The organism is Gordonia sp. GN26, assembly GCF_054823965.1.
Map to the genome: position 1 here is coordinate 81,922 of NZ_JSYC01000007.1, position 15,972 is coordinate 97,893.

At 68.4% G+C, this 15,972-nt stretch carries 15 protein-coding genes; 3 read left to right on the top strand and 12 right to left on the bottom strand.

The features are described from left to right. Window positions 1-175: 175 nt before the first annotated feature. The 5 genes from OK17_RS01845 to pgsA form a co-directional block, all read right to left on the bottom strand. Window positions 176-370, bottom strand: coding sequence for a DUF3046 domain-containing protein (locus OK17_RS01845; RefSeq protein WP_075863294.1), 195 nt, complete (start codon window positions 368-370; stop codon window positions 176-178). Next, window positions 361-1,554 (bottom strand): glycosyltransferase, encoded by a 1,194-nt coding sequence (locus OK17_RS01850; protein WP_232719465.1) that lies wholly within the window; start codon window positions 1,552-1,554, stop codon window positions 361-363. Before OK17_RS01850 ends, OK17_RS01845 begins: the two co-directional genes overlap by 10 nt. A gap of 10 nt (window positions 1,555-1,564) precedes the next feature. Then, window positions 1,565-2,386 (bottom strand): phage shock protein PspA, encoded by an 822-nt coding sequence (pspA, locus tag OK17_RS01855; protein ID WP_232719466.1) that lies wholly within the window; start codon window positions 2,384-2,386, stop codon window positions 1,565-1,567. Between the two features lie 110 nt (window positions 2,387-2,496). Further along, a complete protein-coding gene (locus OK17_RS01860) occupies window positions 2,497-2,835 on the bottom strand; it encodes a helix-turn-helix domain-containing protein (protein ID WP_461416509.1) in 339 nt (112 codons plus the stop codon). 87 nt (window positions 2,836-2,922) lie between these two features. Continuing rightward, the gene (pgsA, locus tag OK17_RS01865; RefSeq protein WP_461416510.1) at window positions 2,923-3,633 is read right to left on the bottom strand and encodes a CDP-diacylglycerol--glycerol-3-phosphate 3-phosphatidyltransferase; all 711 of its coding nucleotides are present in this window, start codon (window positions 3,631-3,633) and stop codon (window positions 2,923-2,925) included. A gap of 170 nt (window positions 3,634-3,803) precedes the next feature. Between pgsA and OK17_RS01870 the strand changes: the two genes are divergently transcribed. Together OK17_RS01870 and OK17_RS01875 are read left to right on the top strand one after the other, a co-directional pair. Then, window positions 3,804-4,379, top strand: coding sequence for an amino-acid N-acetyltransferase (locus OK17_RS01870; protein ID WP_461416511.1), 576 nt, complete (start codon window positions 3,804-3,806; stop codon window positions 4,377-4,379). A gap of 4 nt (window positions 4,380-4,383) precedes the next feature. Continuing rightward, window positions 4,384-4,662, top strand: coding sequence for a YciI family protein (locus OK17_RS01875; RefSeq protein WP_232719470.1), 279 nt, complete (start codon window positions 4,384-4,386; stop codon window positions 4,660-4,662). A gap of 15 nt (window positions 4,663-4,677) precedes the next feature. Here the strand turns inward: OK17_RS01875 and OK17_RS01880 are convergent, their stop codons facing one another. The 6 genes from OK17_RS01880 to thyX form a co-directional block, all read right to left on the bottom strand. Further along, on the bottom strand, window positions 4,678-5,667 hold the full coding sequence (locus OK17_RS01880; RefSeq protein ID WP_232719471.1) for a TerC family protein: 990 nt from the start codon (window positions 5,665-5,667) through the stop codon (window positions 4,678-4,680). Between the two features lie 236 nt (window positions 5,668-5,903). Continuing rightward, window positions 5,904-8,930, bottom strand: coding sequence for a DNA translocase FtsK (locus tag OK17_RS01885; RefSeq protein WP_232719472.1), 3,027 nt, complete (start codon window positions 8,928-8,930; stop codon window positions 5,904-5,906). A gap of 97 nt (window positions 8,931-9,027) precedes the next feature. Next, window positions 9,028-9,660 (bottom strand): TIGR03085 family metal-binding protein, encoded by a 633-nt coding sequence (locus OK17_RS01890; protein WP_232719473.1) that lies wholly within the window; start codon window positions 9,658-9,660, stop codon window positions 9,028-9,030. 20 nt (window positions 9,661-9,680) lie between these two features. After that, window positions 9,681-11,702: a ribonuclease J gene (locus OK17_RS01895; RefSeq protein WP_461416512.1), complete on the bottom strand. Its 2,022-nt coding sequence runs from the start codon at window positions 11,700-11,702 to the stop codon at window positions 9,681-9,683. Continuing rightward, window positions 11,702-12,607 carry a 4-hydroxy-tetrahydrodipicolinate synthase gene (gene dapA / locus OK17_RS01900; protein ID WP_005197420.1) on the bottom strand — a complete coding sequence of 302 codons (906 nt, stop codon included), beginning with the start codon at window positions 12,605-12,607 and terminating at the stop codon, window positions 11,702-11,704. The genes OK17_RS01895 and dapA overlap by 1 nt, the downstream gene beginning before the upstream one ends. A 38-nt stretch (window positions 12,608-12,645) precedes the next feature. Then, on the bottom strand, window positions 12,646-13,398 hold the full coding sequence (gene thyX / locus OK17_RS01905; RefSeq protein WP_232719475.1) for an FAD-dependent thymidylate synthase: 753 nt from the start codon (window positions 13,396-13,398) through the stop codon (window positions 12,646-12,648). 105 nt (window positions 13,399-13,503) lie between these two features. Between thyX and OK17_RS01910 the strand changes: the two genes are divergently transcribed. After that, window positions 13,504-15,168: an alkaline phosphatase D family protein gene (locus tag OK17_RS01910; protein WP_461416513.1), complete on the top strand. Its 1,665-nt coding sequence runs from the start codon at window positions 13,504-13,506 to the stop codon at window positions 15,166-15,168. On the opposite strand, the gene OK17_RS01915 is transcribed toward OK17_RS01910, so the two are convergent. After that, the gene (locus tag OK17_RS01915) at window positions 15,165-15,932 is read right to left on the bottom strand and encodes an HAD-IIB family hydrolase (RefSeq protein ID WP_232719477.1); all 768 of its coding nucleotides are present in this window, start codon (window positions 15,930-15,932) and stop codon (window positions 15,165-15,167) included. The two genes, OK17_RS01910 and OK17_RS01915, sit on opposite strands and share 4 nt — an antisense overlap. Between the last annotated feature and the right edge of the window lie 40 nt (window positions 15,933-15,972).

The following is a 15,972-nucleotide window of genomic DNA, read 5'->3' on the forward strand; positions in this document are numbered from 1 at the left end:
GCGTTCATGTCTGAAAGGTATCGCGTGGGTCCGACAAGTCCTGCCGGCGCTCCCGGCGTCGGTGATGCTGTTCGTCGATCCCGTATCTCAGACGCGGCGGCGGTCCGTACGGTTCCGTCTGATCACCAGAATGAACGAACAGGTGTTCGATGGCAAGTGTGACACGCGGGGCGTGTCACCACCGCTGACGAGGCACGTCGAAGTCGCGGCAGATGGCGACCCAGACGTCGCGCGGGTCGATGCCGTCGTCGATCGCCTGCGCACCGGTGCGGCCGGCGAACTCGGTGAGTACATGGTCGACGAGGATCGAATCCGCCCGGGTCACACCGAATTCGGTGGTCATCAGTTCGTTGAACTCGGTCAGGCGCACAGCCCCACCCTACGTTCGGCCACCGCGACGGGATCCACGGTGTCGGCGCCGCTGGCACCGATCCGCTCGGCGCAGCGGGTGTGGCCGGGGTCGTCGAGGACCGCGCGGACGGCCTCGGCGACGCCGGGGACCGTGAGCGGGCGTACCCACCGGCCGGCGCCCGCACGCTGCAGACGGTTGGCCAGTTCCCACTGGTCCCCTCCGCCGGGAACCGCGACCACCGGCACCCCGGCGGTCATCGCCTTGGCGAGAATCCCGTGCCCGGAGCCGCAGATGAGCACCCGGGCATGGTCCAGCACCTCGTCCTGTCGTGCGAGTCCCGCGGTGATCGGGGCGGGTCCGTCCCCGCCGAAGCGGGCGAGGTCCTCGGCCGACGGCCGGTGCAGGCCCGAGACCACCACCCGGACACGACGGCCCAGTACCCGTTCGGACAATGCCTCGAGCACCACGCCGACCATGTCGGCGGCACCGGTCTCGGCCGTCGACGGGGCGAGCACCACCAGTGGTTCGTCGCCGTCGGGGCGGGTGAAGAGGTCGTCGGTGGGCTCCCACAGCAGTGGGCCGATCAGGTGGGTGTCGGCGGGCCAGTCGGGGCGCGCCACCTCGAGCCCGGGCAGCGTGGCCACGAACCGCGCGGACGGGCCGTCGTCCACGGCGGGCAGACCGATCGACGCCCGTGCGGCAGCACGCTGCCGTTCACCCTTGCGGATGGAGGTCGCCGTCGCGGCACGCATCAACGTGTCCCGGAGGCGACCGCGGAGACCGGTTCCCGGTGCGAGGCCCGAACCGATCGGCGGTAGTCCACGGGACGGCAGGTACAGCGGGTGGGGCGACAGCTCGATCCACGGCAGGCCGTTCAGCTGCGCAGCCCAACCCCCGCACACGGTGATGACATCGGAGACGACGACATCGGCGCCGGATTCGGACAGCACCGGCGCCAGCAACTGCGCCATCCGCGCCGCACGGGCGCTGAGCTTGTCCCCGGCGTCGGCGTCGTCGTCGACATCCGTGGCCGCGAGGCCCGGGAGTTCGGCGATGTCGATACCGCGACGGCGCGCGGCATCCGACCAGTTCAGTCCGGTGTAGACCGTGGCCCGGTGCCCCGCCGAGACGAACTGCTCGGCGAGGGCGAAAGCCGGAAAGGCATGTCCTGCATCAGAACCCGCGACAAGTGCGACATGCACGCGCCGGGGATCAGTTCTGCGCGGGCGGCTCGGTGGTCGGCGGGGTGGCCTGCGTAGCCGGCTGACCCTTCTGCAGCGGCGGAGCGGTGGCACCGGCGGACGGCAGGGCGTCGCCGCGCATGCTGGCGCGGATCTGCTCGAGGCGCGAGTGGCCGGCCATCTGGATACCGGCCTGCTCGACCTCCTGCATCCGGCCCTGGACCGAGTTCTTCGCCAGCTCGGCCGAGCCGAGGGCATTGGCGTAGCGGCGCTCGATCTTGTCGCGCACCTGGTCGAGGCTCGGCGTGTTGCCGGGCACCGACAGCTCGCTCATCTGGTTGAGCGATGCGCTGACCTGCTCCTGCATCTTCGCCTGCTCGAGCTGGCTGAGCAGCTTGGAGCGCTCGGCGAGCTTCTGCTGGAGAACCATCGCGTTACGCTCGACGGCCTTCTTCGCCTGATCCGCCGCCTGCAGCGACTGGTCGTGCAGCGACTTGAGGTCTTCGACGCTCTGCTCGGCGGTCACCAGCTGGGCCGCGAAGGCCTCGGCGGCGTTCGTGTACTCGGTGGCCTTCTGGGTGTCCCCGGCGGCGGCGGCCTGATCGGCGAGCGTGAGCGCCTGGCGGGTGTTGGCCTGCAGGCGTTCGATGTCCTCGAGCTGCCGGTTGAGCTTCATCTCGAGCTGTCGCTGGTTGCCGATCACCGAGGCGGCCTGCTGCGACAGCGCCTGATGCTGACGCTGAGCATCTTCGATCGCCTGCTGGATCTGGACCTTCGGGTCGGCGTGTTCGTCGATCTTCGCGTTACCGAGTGCCGTCAGGTAGCGCCACAACTTCACGAACGGGTTCGCCATGCTCTACGTCACTCCATTCAAGGGTTTGAGAACTGTGCAGACCAATCTAGTGGCTGCGCGTTCCCGTTTGGGCCACAGCACGCCGAATGGTCATTCGGACGGTCTGGGGATCAGGCAGCGGCCAGTGCGGTCGCGTCGTGGCGTCCGGCAGGTGCGGGGATGACCACCTTGGTCGCGGTGAGGCCGGCCTCGGCAGCCTCGGCGGCCACGGTCTCGGCGGGACGCATCGCGTGTCCGACGTCGAGAAGGAGGTCGGCGATCTCCACGTCGAGTGCGTCACAGATCGCCGCGAGCAGTTCGCTCGAGGCCTCCTTCTGACCGCGCTCGACCTCGGAGAGGTAACCGAGACTCACGCGTGCACCGGTGGACACCTCACGCAGGGTCCGACCTTGCTGCGTGCGGACCCGACGAAGGCTGTCGCCGAGCGCCTCACGTAAGAGCATCGCCATCGAGTCTCCTCTCCCTGTCACTCCTCAGCCAACGCCTCACGCGGCCGGATCGTTCCCCGGCCGCGGTTCCCCCGACAGTAGTCGAACTCAGCGGCCCGCGCCGGTTCCTCCGACGGCCCGTCGCGTCTGCGGCGCCGGGGTCGGATCGGGGGCGTCGGTGGCGGACCCGCCGGAGCGCACCTTGACCGCCTGCCAGGTGTAGTCGAGCCCGGTGTAGATGGTCACGATCACCGCGAGACCCATGAGGATGCCGGCGGCGATCTGCCATCCCCCACCGAGGGGCGCCAGGTAGAGACCGATGGCGACCGCCTGCAGCAGGGTCTTCAGTTTCCCGCCGCGGCTGGCCGGGATCACCTTGTGTCGCAGCACCCAGAAGCGCAGCGCCGTGACCCACACTTCGCGCGCGATGATCACCGCGGTGACCCACCACGGCAGGATGCCGAGGATCGACAGTCCGACGAGCGCACCTCCGATGAGGGCCTTGTCGGCGATCGGGTCGGCCATCTTGCCGAAGTCGGTGATCAGACCGCGCCGCCGGGCGATGCGCCCGTCGTACCGATCGGTCAGAGCGGCGACCGCGAAGACGACCGTGGCGACCGTGCGCCACACCGTGGACTCACCGGACTCCATGAACAGGGCCGCCAGGAACACCGGGACCAAGAGGATCCGGAAGACGGTGAGTGCGTTCGCGATGTTGACCACTGGGACCGGGTCGACGGGATCGGTGATGTGGTCCGGCCCGCGGCCCACATTCGCGATACCTTTTTCGTCGACGGCCCGCCGAATGCGATCGGTCATGAGCACACCCCCGGGCGCGGACGTGTTCCGCGATACACGGGAATTCTCATACGCACGCTCACAGGGTATCGGCCCGCGTCGCACAGGAGGTGAACCGGGCCGTTGCGCGCGGCACGAGTCCCCATGTCGCCGGGGACGCGCGCCCGGCCGGAGGACTAAGGTGATTTCCCATGCCCCCCGTCTCCCCGGAGCCCGCCGAACCCGAGTCCACGGCGGATCCCGTTGCGCCCGAACCGACTACTGGCGTTGTCGTGGTGCGACGCGCGCGTACCTCGGACGTGCCGCGCATCAAGGAACTGATCGACAAGTACGCGGGCAAGATCCTCCTGGAGAAGAACCTCGTGACCCTCTACGAGTCGGTGCAGGAATTCTGGGTCGGCGAACTCGACAGGGAGGTCGTGGGCTGCGGGGCACTCCACGTGCTGTGGGCCGATCTCGGCGAGGTGCGCACGGTCGCGGTCGACCCCACGTTCTCTGGGCGCGGGATCGGTCACAAGATCGTCGGCCGGCTGATGGAGATCGCCCGCGAACTCGAACTGTCCCGCGTGTTCGTGCTGACCTTCGAGACGAGCTTCTTCGCCAAGCACGGTTTCAGTGAGATCCAGGGCACGCCGGTCACGCGTGAGGTGTTCGAGGAGATGTGCCGTTCCTACGACACCGGTGTCGCCGAGTTCCTGGACCTGAGTTACGTCAAACCCAACACCCTGGGGAACACCAGGATGCTGGCCACCATCGAGCAGGAGTGAACAGATGCCCTATTTCGCCGTCCAGTACACCTACCGTCCGGCCAAGGCGGCACTCCGCGACCAGCACCGGCCGCTGCACCGGGAGTGGCTCGGCGAGGAGAACAAGGCGGGCAACGTGCTCGTCGCCGGCCCGTACCCGGACGGGTCGGGCGCGCTGATCATCATCAGCGCGGCCGACCTCGAGGCCGCCGAGGCGTTCCTCGCCAACGACCCGTTCCAGGCGCACGAGGCCGTCGACGCCGTGCGGATCGACGAGTGGAACCAGGTTTTCGGACCGTTCTGACGGGTCGGGTCAGGACTACGCCTCGTTCTTCTCGGCCCCTGACCTGCTCTTCACCAGGCTCGCGACGGTGGTGATCACGAGGACACCGATGATCACCGACAACGACACCGGTGTCGAGATCTCCGGGACGCTCACGTGCTCGCCGCCGTTGACGAACGGCAGCGTGTTCTCGTGCAGGGCGTGCAGCACCAGTTTGGTGCCGATGAACGCGAGGATGATCGACAGGCCGACCGAGAGATAGACGAGCCGGTCGAGCAACCCGCCGAGCAGGAAGTAGAGCTGGCGCAGCCCCATCAGGGCGAACGCGTTGGCGGTGAACACCAGGTACGGCTCCGAGGTCAGGCCGTAGATCGCAGGGATGGAGTCGAGGGCGAACAGCACATCGGTGAAACCGATGACGATGAGCACCATCAGCATCGGGGTCGCCAGCCGCCGACCGTTGACGCGGGTGAACAGCTTGTCACCGTCGTAGTCGTCGTGGGTGCGAAGGAAGCGCTTGACGAACCGCTCGAGCCGGCTCTCCCGTTCCTCCTCGTGTTCGACGGGGTCGTCGCTCTCGCGGATCAGCTTGACCGCGGTGAAGATCAGGAACGCGCCGAACACATAGAACACCCAGCTGTAGGTGTTGATCGCGGCCGCGCCGACGGCGATGAAGATCCCGCGCATGCCCAACGCCATCACGATGCCGAGCAGCAACACCTTCTGCTGATACTCCGGCGGGACGGCGAAGCGCGCCATGATGATGACGAACACGAACAGGTTGTCCACCGAGAGCGCCTTCTCGGTGACGTAGCCGGCGAAGTACTCCCCGCCGAAGGTGCCGCCCCATTTCCACCACACGAACACACCGAAGACGACGGCGATCGAGATGTAGACCGTCGACCAGACGGCGGATTCCCGCAGTGACGGCGCATGGGGCACGCGTACGTGCGAGAAGAAGTCGAACACGAACAATCCGAGGATCACCGCAACGGTGATCAGCCACACGGATACAGAGACATCCACAGTTTCCTCCAGCAGGCAGCTTCAGCTGACGAGCCAGAGGTCTCTCCCACCGGAAGATCGGGGGCCGACGCTCCGGGTCACCGAGGCGGTGATGATCGGCATCACCGCGGATCGGCACCGTATTGACGGAGACGCCGCATCGGGGATACTCCCCTCATGGATCTGGCGGCCAGCCTACCGGATGCCGGTAGGCGGCCGCCGTGATCCCTGGTCAACGGTTCTCAGCGCGCCTGTTCTCATCCCTCGGCCGACTCGTCGTCCCCGCCGCCGCCGGTGATGGAGGCGATGACCCCGGCGAGGTCCTCGGGCTTGACGAGCACCTCGCGCGCCTTGGAACCCTCGCTCGGCCCGACGACGCCGCGGGTCTCCATGAGGTCCATCAGACGGCCGGCCTTGGCAAAGCCGACGCGCAGCTTGCGCTGCAGCATCGACGTCGAACCGAACTGGCTGGAGACGACGAGCTCGATCGCCTGCAGCAGGTCGTCGAGGTCGTTGCCGATGTCGCTGTCGATGTCCTTCTTCTCGCCGGCCTTCGCCGCGGTGACACCCTCGGTGTACTCCGGCTCGGCCTGCTCCTTGGTGAAATCGACGACGGCCGCGATCTCCTCGTCGGAGATGTAGGCGCCCTGCATGCGGATCGGCTTGTTGGAGCCCATCGGCAGGAACAGCCCGTCACCCATGCCGATGAGTTTCTCGGCGCCCGGCTGGTCGAGGATGACGCGCGAGTCGGTCAGCGACGACGTCGCGAATGCCAGACGCGACGGCACGTTGGTCTTGATCAGACCGGTGACGACGTCGACCGACGGACGCTGCGTCGCGAGCACGAGGTGGATGCCGGCGGCGCGCGCCTTCTGGGTGATGCGCACGATCGCCTCTTCGACGTCGCGCGGGGCGGTCATCATGAGGTCGGCGAGCTCGTCGACGATGGCGAGGATGTACGGGTACGGCTTGTACACGCGCTCGCTGCCCAGCGGGGTGGTGATCTCGCCGGACCGCACCTTCGCGTTGAAGTCGTCGATGTGACGCACCCGCGAGGCCTTCATGTCCTGATAGCGCTGCTCCATCTCCTCCACCAGCCACGCGAGGGCGGCGGCAGCCTTCTTGGGCTGCGTGATGATGGGGGTGATCAGGTGCGGGATGCCCTCGTACGGGGTGAGCTCCACCATCTTCGGGTCGATGAGGATCATGCGGACCTGCTCGGGGGTGGCGCGGCTGAGCAGCGACACCAGCATCGAGTTGACGAAGCTCGACTTGCCCGAACCGGTCGAACCGGCGACGAGCAGGTGCGGCATCTTCGCCAGATTGGCACTCACGAAGTCGCCCTCGATGTCCTTGCCGAGACCGATGACGAGCGGATGCTTGTCCTTCCGGGTCGAGGGAGCGCTGAGGACGTCGGCCAGGCGGACCATCTCCCGGTCGGCGTTGGGCACCTCGATACCGACCGCGGACTTGCCCGGGATCGGCGCGAGCAGGCGGACGTTGTCGGTCGCCGCGGCGTAGGCGATGTTCCGCTGCAGCGCGGTGATCTTCTCGACCTTCACGCCGGGCCCGAGTTCGACCTCGTAGCGGGTGACCGTCGGCCCGCGGGTGTAGCCGGTGACCGCCGCGTCGATCTTGAACTGTTCGAGGACGCCGGTCATCCGGTCGATCATCTCGTCGTTGGCGCTGGTGCCCGCCTTCGGCGGATCGCCTTCGAGCAGCAGGTGCGGGGGCGGCAGGATGTAGTCGCCCTCGGCGGCCGGCTCCGACGGTGCGAATGCCTCGTCGTCGAGGTCGGGCTCCGGTTCGGGCTCGGGTGCCGGCTTCGGAGCCGGGCGTGCGGCCGACGTCGCACGACGCGCGGTCGCCCGGCGGGCCGGTGGCTCGATGACCTCGGTCATCTGCTCGTCGGCGGCGTTGTCGCCGAACGGTTCGGTGTGGGCGTCGGCGAAGTTCTCGGTGACCGCTTCCTCGATCGGCTCCTCGGCGACCTTGGCCGGCTTGCGTCGCGACCGGCTCACCGGCCGCGACGGGGTCTCGTCGGGCGGGTAGTTGTCGTACGGGTTCGACGAGTACGAGCGACGCGTCGCGCGGGAGCCGAAGGCGTCATCGTCATCGTCGTCGTCTTCGGCCGCGGGATCGCCGAAGTCGGGATCCTCGTAGTCCTCCGCGTCCGCGTCCCAGTCGAGGTCGCTCTCCCACGGCGCGGCGTCGGCGCCGGGCACCCCCAGTCCGAGGTATCCGGCGGCGGCGTCGACGACCTCACGCACCGTGCGTCCGCTGAGGATCAGGACACCGAAAGCCATGCACAGCAGCAGGATCGGTACCGACACCCAGGCGGTGACGCCCGTGGTGAGCGGCGTGCCGATGGCGAAACCGACGAAACCCGCCGCCGACGAACGGCCCGGCAGATCCAGCGGTGAACCGGCGATGAGATGCATGATGCCCAGCAACGGCAGCACGACCAGGGCACCACCGCCGAGGTAGCGACCACGACGTTCGGGTGCCGGGGGGCGTCGCATCAGCATGATCGCGATCACGACCAGCGCCACCGGCACGACGACCGCCGCGGAGCCGACGATCGCGCGGATCAGCGCCTCGATGAAGGCGCCGACGGGCCCGGCGGCCCCGAACCAGACACTGGCCGCGAACAGCAGACCGAGCGCGAGCAGGCCGAGCGCCACACCGTCCCGGCGATGACTGTGCCCCTGACCGCGCGAGGCCTGGCCACGCGGACCGGGCGCACCATCGGCGTCCAGGTCGTCGTGGTCGTCGTCCGCGTCGATGGCATCGAAGTCGAATTCGTCGTCGTCGAACGGACGCGACTCGGTGCGCGGTCCACGGCCGACGCCGGAACCCACGCGAGCCGCGCTGCCGACACCGCGGGCGAACAGCGACCAGCCTGCGCCGATCCCCTTCCCCACCGCGGAGGCACCGGCGGCGGCCACGGAACGCCTGTGCAGATCGACCGACTCTGCCGACGCGGAGGTGTTCCGGCGACGCGGCGTCGCGGTGGCGGACTGCCTGGTGCGGGACCCGGTGCCCGTGGAACGGTTCGACGCGCGCGACGACCCGGACTTGCCCACACCGGAGCGTGCGGAACCGGTGCGGGTCGTCGACTTGCTCGCCCCGCCCCTGCTCGCGGTGCTCTTGCCCGACCGGCTCGCGCCCGAGCGTGCGGCCGACCCGGTCGACCGTCCGGTGCTCTTGCCACCCGACCGTGTGCCGGATGTCCTCGCCCCCGACGCGGACGTGCGCGTACCCGTGCTTGCCTTCGAAGCCATACCGACAGACTAGTCGGCAGTGTTCACTTCAGTCACACGGGCAACACTGATAACGGCGACGTGTCGAAGTTGTTACCCGTCCGCATCGCCGACACGCCTACAGGCCGTGAGAACTGTCACGAACCGCGGCGATCGCATCCGGATCGCCGTCGAAGGTGACCGCCACGGGGCGGCGTCCGAACGCGAACAGGACGAGTTCGCCGATCGATCCCGTCACGACGGCGTCCTTCCCGGAGCCGACGCTGACGAGGTCCTCACCGGCGGTCGTGCGCAGGGTGACGCGCGCGGGAATCTTCTTCAGCGTCATCCTCGCCATCGACGTGACCGGAGTGCGCAGCTCGGCCTCGAGCTCGGGCGACAGCATCCGCGGCGTCCAGCCACCCTCCGGGTCCGCTCCCCCACGCAGCACGTCCTCATGGTGGACGAACATCTCGGCGAGGTTGGCGAACCGGTCGACGAGTTTGAACGGCGAGTAGACCGGCGGTCCGGACGCGAGGTCGTCGAGCAGCTCGTCGAACTCCCGCCGGGCGGCCTTGGTCCGCACCTTCTCGGTGTACCCGGCGAAGGCCGGGATCAGGATTCCCGGCCCGGTGTCGGGGCGTCGTTCGCGGACGACGAGATGAGCCAACAGATCGCGGGTGGTCCAGCCCTCACAGAGGGTGGGCGCGTCCGGGCCCACCTTCTTCATGGTCTCGACGAGAGCCGCTCGTTCCTCCTGTGCACCGGTCACCCAGCCCACAGTAGCGAGAACTAGTCGGCGCCGACCGCGAGCACCGTCGGCACGATCATCGGGCGACGGCGGTAGGTGTCGGAGACCCAACGGCCCACGGCGCGCCGGATTCCCTGTGCGATGCGGTGCGCGTCGCTGACACCCTCGGCGGCCAGCGAGTCGAGGACCTGGTTGACCAGATCGGCGGCCGACTTGAGTGCATCCGGGTCGTCGGAGAAGCCGCGACCGGAGACCTCCGGCGAGCTGACCGCGCGACCTGTCGTGGCGTCGATGGCGACGGTGATCGCGATGAACCCGCCCTCGCCGAGCACGAGGCGCTCGGACAGAGTCGACTCACCCACGTCGCCGACGGACAGTCCGTCGACGTAGACGTGACCGACCGGGACGCGTCCGACGATCTCGGCGCGACCGTCGACGAGGTCGACCACGACGCCGTCCTCGGCCAGCACCACACGGTCCTCGGGCACACCGGTCGCGACCGCCAGCGCCGCGTTCGCGCGGAGATGGCGCCATTCGCCGTGCACCGGCATCGCGTTCGACGGCCGCACCGCGTTGTACAGGTAGAGCAGCTCGCCGGCCGAGGCGTGACCGGACACGTGGACCTTCGCGCTCTGCTGCGTGATCACGGTGGCGCCGCGCTTGGCCAGGCCGTTGACCACGGCGAAGACCGAGTTCTCGTTACCCGGGATCAGCGAGGACGCCAGCACGACGAGGTCGTCGGCGCGGATGTTGATCTGGCGGTGCTCGCCGCGTGCCATCCGCGACAGCGCCGACAGCGGCTCACCCTGCGAGCCGGTCGAGATCAGCACCACGCGGTGATCGGGAAGCGTTGCGGCGGTGTCGATGTCGACGACCACCCCGTCGGGCATCGACAGGTAACCGAGGTCCTGCGCGATCTGCATGTTCCGCACCATCGACCGGCCGACGAAGCAGACGCGGCGGTTGTGGGTGTGCGCGACGTCGATGATCTGCTGGATGCGGTGCACGTGGCTGGCGAAGGACGCGACGATGACGCGCTGCTTGGCCTTGCCGATCACCTGGTCGAGCACCCCGCCGATCTCGCGCTCGGGGGTGACGAAGCCGGGGACCTCGGCGTTGGTCGAGTCGACGAGGAACAGGTCCACGCCCTCGTCGCCGAGGCGGCTGAAGCCGGCGAGGTCGGTCAGGCGACCGTCGAGCGGCAGCTGATCGAGTTTGATGTCGCCGGTGTGCAGCACGACGCCGGCAGGGGTACGGATCGCCACGGCGATGGCGTCGGGGATCGAGTGGTTGACCGCGAAGTACTCGCAGTCGAACGGACCGTGGGTGGTCCGCTCCCCCTCGGTGACCTCGACGAGCTTCGGCCGCAGGCGGTGTTCCCGGCACTTGGCGTCGACGAGGGCGAGCGTGAACTTCGACCCGACGACGGGGATGTCGCTGCGCAGCCGCAGCAGGAACGGGATCGCGCCGATGTGGTCCTCGTGGCCGTGGGTGAGGATCACCGCGTCCACGTCGTCCATGCGGTCTTCGATGTAGCGGAAGTCCGGGAGGATCAGGTCGACGCCGGGCTGCTGATCCTCGGGGAACAACACGCCGCAGTCGACGATCAGTAGACGGCCGTTGTACTCGAAGACGGTCATGTTGCGGCCGATCTCGCCGATCCCGCCCAGCGCGACGATCCGCAGCCCGCCCTTGGGCAGGCGGCGCGGGCTACCGAGACGATCGACGGGCGCCGGGGTCGCCTGCTCGTTCCGACGGCCCCCGCGGGAGTCGCCGCCACGTTCGTGGCGGCCGCGTCGACCACCGGACGACGAACCGGACTTCTGCTTGGCGGAATGCTTCGGTGCCGCTTCCGCCTTCGGTGCAGCCTCCGCCTTGGGTGCGGTCCCGCCCTGCCCGGCGACGGGAGCCTCGGGCGCCGTCGTGGCCGGCACCGGATCGACCGGCACGGCCTCCACCGGCGGCGTGACGGGGGGTCCGGCCTTCCGGGAGGCGGCGCGGCGTCGGTTGCGCGGCGTCCGTGCTTCGGGACCGTTGGTGTCGCTGCCGGTGTTGTCGGTCATCAGGCGAGAACACCTGCCGCACGTAGATCCACGATCAGCTCCTCGATCTGAGGCCCGGATGCGGGCACCTGGGGCAGGCGCGGATCGCCCACCTCGAGTCCGAGAATGCGCAGCGCCGCCTTCACCATCGTGACACCTCCGAGGCGTCCCATGGCGTTGACGAGCGGAAGCATCGACGTGTTGAGGGTCCGCGCCGTGGCGAGGTCGCCCTTCTCCACCGCGATCTGCATCTCGCGCAGGCGATCCGGCACCAGGTGCCCGATCACGCTGACGAAGCCGGTGGCACCGATCGACAGCCACGGCAGGTTGAGTGCGTCCTCACCCGAGAGGTATTCGAGCTTGGTGGTGGCGATGAGGCCGGCGGCCGAGTGCAGGTCGCCCTTGGCGTCCTTGACGCCGCGGATGTTCGGGTGCTCGGCGAGCGCCAGCATCGTCTCGTTCGCGATGGGCACGACCGAGCGCGGCGGGATGTCGTAGAGCAGCACGGGAAGTGCCGTTGCGTCGGCGACGGTCCGGAAGTGCGCGAGCAGACCGGCCTGCGGCGGCTTGGAGTAGTACGGGGTCACCACGAGCAGACCGTGGGCGCCGATCTTCTCCGATTCGATGGCGAACCGCACGCTCTCGGCGGTGTCGTAGCTACCGGCACCCTGGGTGATCCGGGCGCGGTCGCCGACGGCGTCCAGTACGACGCGCAGCAGGTCGAGCTTCTCGGGGACGGTGGTGGTCGGCGACTCGCCGGTGGTGCCGGACACGACCAGTCCGTCACAACCCTTCGACACGAGGTGGTCGGCCAGGACGGCGGCCTTGTCCAGATCGAGACTTCCGTCGGGACGGAAGGGGGTCACCATCGCCACCACGTTCGTCCCGAAGGGATGCTCGTGCAGCGGTTCCTGGACTGCGTTCATGGTGCTAAAGGCTACCGCCTCCGTATCCGTGACGGGTCTCACCCTTCCAGCACGAACGGTGAGGTCGCGACCTCGGTGCCGTCGGCGAGCGTGCCGATCTCGAAATCGCCGAAAACAGTGGGCGCCACCTGCATCAATTGCCGCAGGCATTCGACGGCGAGCTGGCGGATCTCGACGTCGGCGTGCTCGGTGGCGCGCATGCCGACGAAGTGCCGCCATGCCCGGTAGTTGCCGGTCACGACGATCTTGGTCTCGGTGGCGTTCGGCAGCACCGATCGTGCGGCCTGGCGTGCCTGCTTACGGCGCAGGATCGCGTTCGGCACGTCGGCGAACTTCGCCTCCAGCGCGTCGAGGAGCTCGGTGTAGGCCTCGCGGCTCGCGTCGGTGGCTGCGGTGAACAGTTCTTCGAGGTGCTCGTCGCCGACGATCGCGGGCGGCGCGACCACGTTCGAGTCGTGTTCGGGCACGAAGCGCTGCGAGAGCTGCGAATAGGAGAAGTGCCGGTGGCGGATGAGCTCATGGGTGCACGAGCGCGAGATCCCGGAGATGTAGAAGGTCACCGAGGCGTGTTCGAGGAGCGACAGATGCCCGACCTCGAGGATGTGCCGGAGGTAGCCGGCGTTGGTGGCGGTGCGCGGGTTGGGCTTGTCCCAGCTCTGGTAGCAGGCGCGTCCCGCGAACTCGACGAGCGCCTCGCCACCCTCGGCGTCCGTGCTCCACGGCACGTCCTCGGGCGGGTTGAACTGGGTCATGGCGACCATCTGCACCTTCAGCGGCACCAACTCGGACACGCAGTCCCCTCCGTTCGACGTTTTGTGTGTCCTGATTGTCCCCCACCGCTCCGCCGGGCTCGGATTCGGCCTGAAGTCGCGGTCCGCGGTGGGTAAGGTCCGTATGTGTCCACTCGGCATGAGTCCACCCGACGGACTTTCCTGCGAACCGGTGCGGTCGTCACCGGCGCCGCCCTCACGTTGCCCACCATCGCCGAATCCGGCCCGGCGAACGCTGCCCCGCGGAACGTCTTCGCCCACGGCGTCGCCTCCGGCGATCCGCTGCCCGACGCGGTCATCCTGTGGACCCGCATCACCCAGTCCCCTCCGTCGACACCGGGTTCCGGTGTGGGACAACCGTGTTCGGTGCGCTGGGAGATCGCGCGCGATCCGGGCTTCGGCACGGTCGTCGGTTCCGGTGTCGAGCAGACGTCGGCCGAGAAGGACTTCACCGTCAAGGTCGACGCCACCGGGCTGAGTCCGCGGACGACCTACCACTACCGGTTCACCGTGACCTCCGGACCGGCCGCCGGGGCCACCTCGCCGGTCGGCACCACCCGCACCGCTCCCGCCACGAGCGCCGACGTCGCACGGATCCGCTTCGGCGTCGTGTCCTGCGCCAACTGGGAGGCGGGTTACTTCTCGGCCTACCATCACCTCGCCGCCCAGCCCGGACTCGACGCGATACTCCATCTCGGCGACTACTTCTACGACTACCAAACCGGCCGCTACACAGGGAAAACCGGGACAGTCCGGGTCCACGACCCACGCCACGAGGTCGTCACGCTGCGCGACTACCGGACGCGTCACGCCCAGTACAAGACCGACCCGGACCTCGCCGCGTTGCACCGGAAGCTGCCGTTCATCCCCGTCTGGGACGACCACGAAACCGCCAACGACGCCTGGAGCGGCGGCGCGGAGAACCATCAGCCCAACGAGGGGCCGTGGCCGGTCCGGCGCGCCGCCGCGCTACGCGCCTACTCCGAGTGGATGCCCATCCGCCCCGGCGTCGACCCGCAGGGCCGACACCTGTTCCGCCGGCTGCGGTTCGGGAAACTGCTCGAACTGTCGATGCTGGATCTACGCTCCTACCGCGACCTGCAGGTGAGCGCACGCTCGGCGAGCATCGACGACCCGGCTCGCACGATCATGGGCAAGGCGCAGATGTCGTGGCTCACCAACGGGCTCATATCGTCGGAGACCCGCTGGAAGATCGTCGGCAACCCGGTGATGATCACGCCGGTGCTGATCCCGCCGCTCGATCCGGCGACGACCGGCGCGGTCACCTCGATGCTCGGGATCCCGAAGGAGGGAATCCCCTACAACGCCGATCAGTGGGACGGGTACGCCGCCGACCGCCGGCGTCTGCTCGACTCGATCCGGACCAACCGCGTCGACAACGTCGTGTTCGTGACCGGCGACATCCACTCGTCGTGGGCCTGCGATGTCCCGGTCAACGTGGCGAACTATCCCGGCGCCGGGACCGTCGCCACCGAACTCGTCGGCACCTCGGTCACGGCGACCAACGTCGACGACATGTTCAACGTGCCGCCGGACACCGCCGGCGTCGCGGCGTCGGCGGCGTTCCGCACGGCAAACCACCACGTGCGTTTCTGCGAGCTGGACGCGCACGGGTACTCGGTCCTCACCGTCACCCCCGCCGCCACTCAGATGGACTGGTACTTCGTGAACAACAAGATCGACCCGAGGTCGGGCCAGTTCTACGCGAAGTCCTATCGGGTGCGCAGCGGTACGCAGCGGGTCGAGCCGGTCGGGCGACCCGCCGTCTAGTTCTGATCCAGGATCGCCGACAGCTTGGCGTGGGTGTCGGGCCAGCCGTGCACGGCGATCGAGGTGATGCCGAGCGCCTTGACCGGGTAGTCGTTGCCGCCCTCGTCGAGGCGGTCACCGAAGAACAGGATGTCCGAGGTGCTCAGGCCGAGGATGTCCATCAGCTTGAGCGCGCCGTACGCCTTGTCGATGCCCTTCTTGGTGACGTCGACCGACGTCGAACCGCCGCTGCGGACCTCGAGGTCGGGCAGCCGCTCGGCGGCGTAGGCGCGCAGCGACTCCTTCTTCGCGCCGTCCGGGTCCCAGGCGGCCTTCGCGTCGACCGGGGCCTTCTGTCCGAGCGCGCTGAAGGTGATCTGGCTGCCGCGGTCCTCGAGGATCTCGCCCCAGGTCTCGCTCTCCCAGATACCGAGTTCCTTGGCGCCGGTCTCCAGGACGTCGAGGGTGCGCTTCTTCTCGTCGTCGGTGAGGTACTCGGCGTAGACGGTCTCCCACTCGTTGCCCGACCAGCGGACGTACTGGGTGCCGCAGGTGGGCATCAGATGGAGGTTGCCGACCGAGTCGAAGGTGCCGAGACGCGCGAGGACCTGCTTGGAGAACTGGGTGAAGTTGCCGCCGGAGATGATGCACCCGAGGCTGACGTCGAGCATCCGGCGGAGCAGGTCCACCATCTGGTCGTCGAGCGGGCTCTTCGAGGGTGCGAGTGTGTCGTCGAGGTCGAACATCACCAAGCGGTAGTCGTTGCCGTCATACGACACGGTCATCGTCGGTTCTCTCCTTCTGATCGTCCCCGGGTGTGTGTTC

Coding starts and splice junctions, on each gene's coding strand:
- OK17_RS01875 (WP_232719470.1), top strand. CDS start 4,384: ATGCCCTATTTCGCCGTCCAGTACACCTACCGTCCGGCCAAGGCGGCA.
- OK17_RS01885 (WP_232719472.1), bottom strand. CDS start 8,930: ATGGCTTCGAAGGCAAGCACGGGTACGCGCACGTCCGCGTCGGGGGCG.
- OK17_RS01870 (WP_461416511.1), top strand. CDS start 3,804: ATGCCCCCCGTCTCCCCGGAGCCCGCCGAACCCGAGTCCACGGCGGAT.
- dapA (WP_005197420.1), bottom strand. CDS start 12,607: ATGAACGCAGTCCAGGAACCGCTGCACGAGCATCCCTTCGGGACGAAC.
- pspA (WP_232719466.1), bottom strand. CDS start 2,386: ATGGCGAACCCGTTCGTGAAGTTGTGGCGCTACCTGACGGCACTCGGT.
- OK17_RS01915 (WP_232719477.1), bottom strand. CDS start 15,932: ATGACCGTGTCGTATGACGGCAACGACTACCGCTTGGTGATGTTCGAC.
- OK17_RS01895 (WP_461416512.1), bottom strand. CDS start 11,702: ATGACCGACAACACCGGCAGCGACACCAACGGTCCCGAAGCACGGACG.
- pgsA (WP_461416510.1), bottom strand. CDS start 3,633: ATGACCGATCGCATTCGGCGGGCCGTCGACGAAAAAGGTATCGCGAAT.
- OK17_RS01860 (WP_461416509.1), bottom strand. CDS start 2,835: ATGGCGATGCTCTTACGTGAGGCGCTCGGCGACAGCCTTCGTCGGGTC.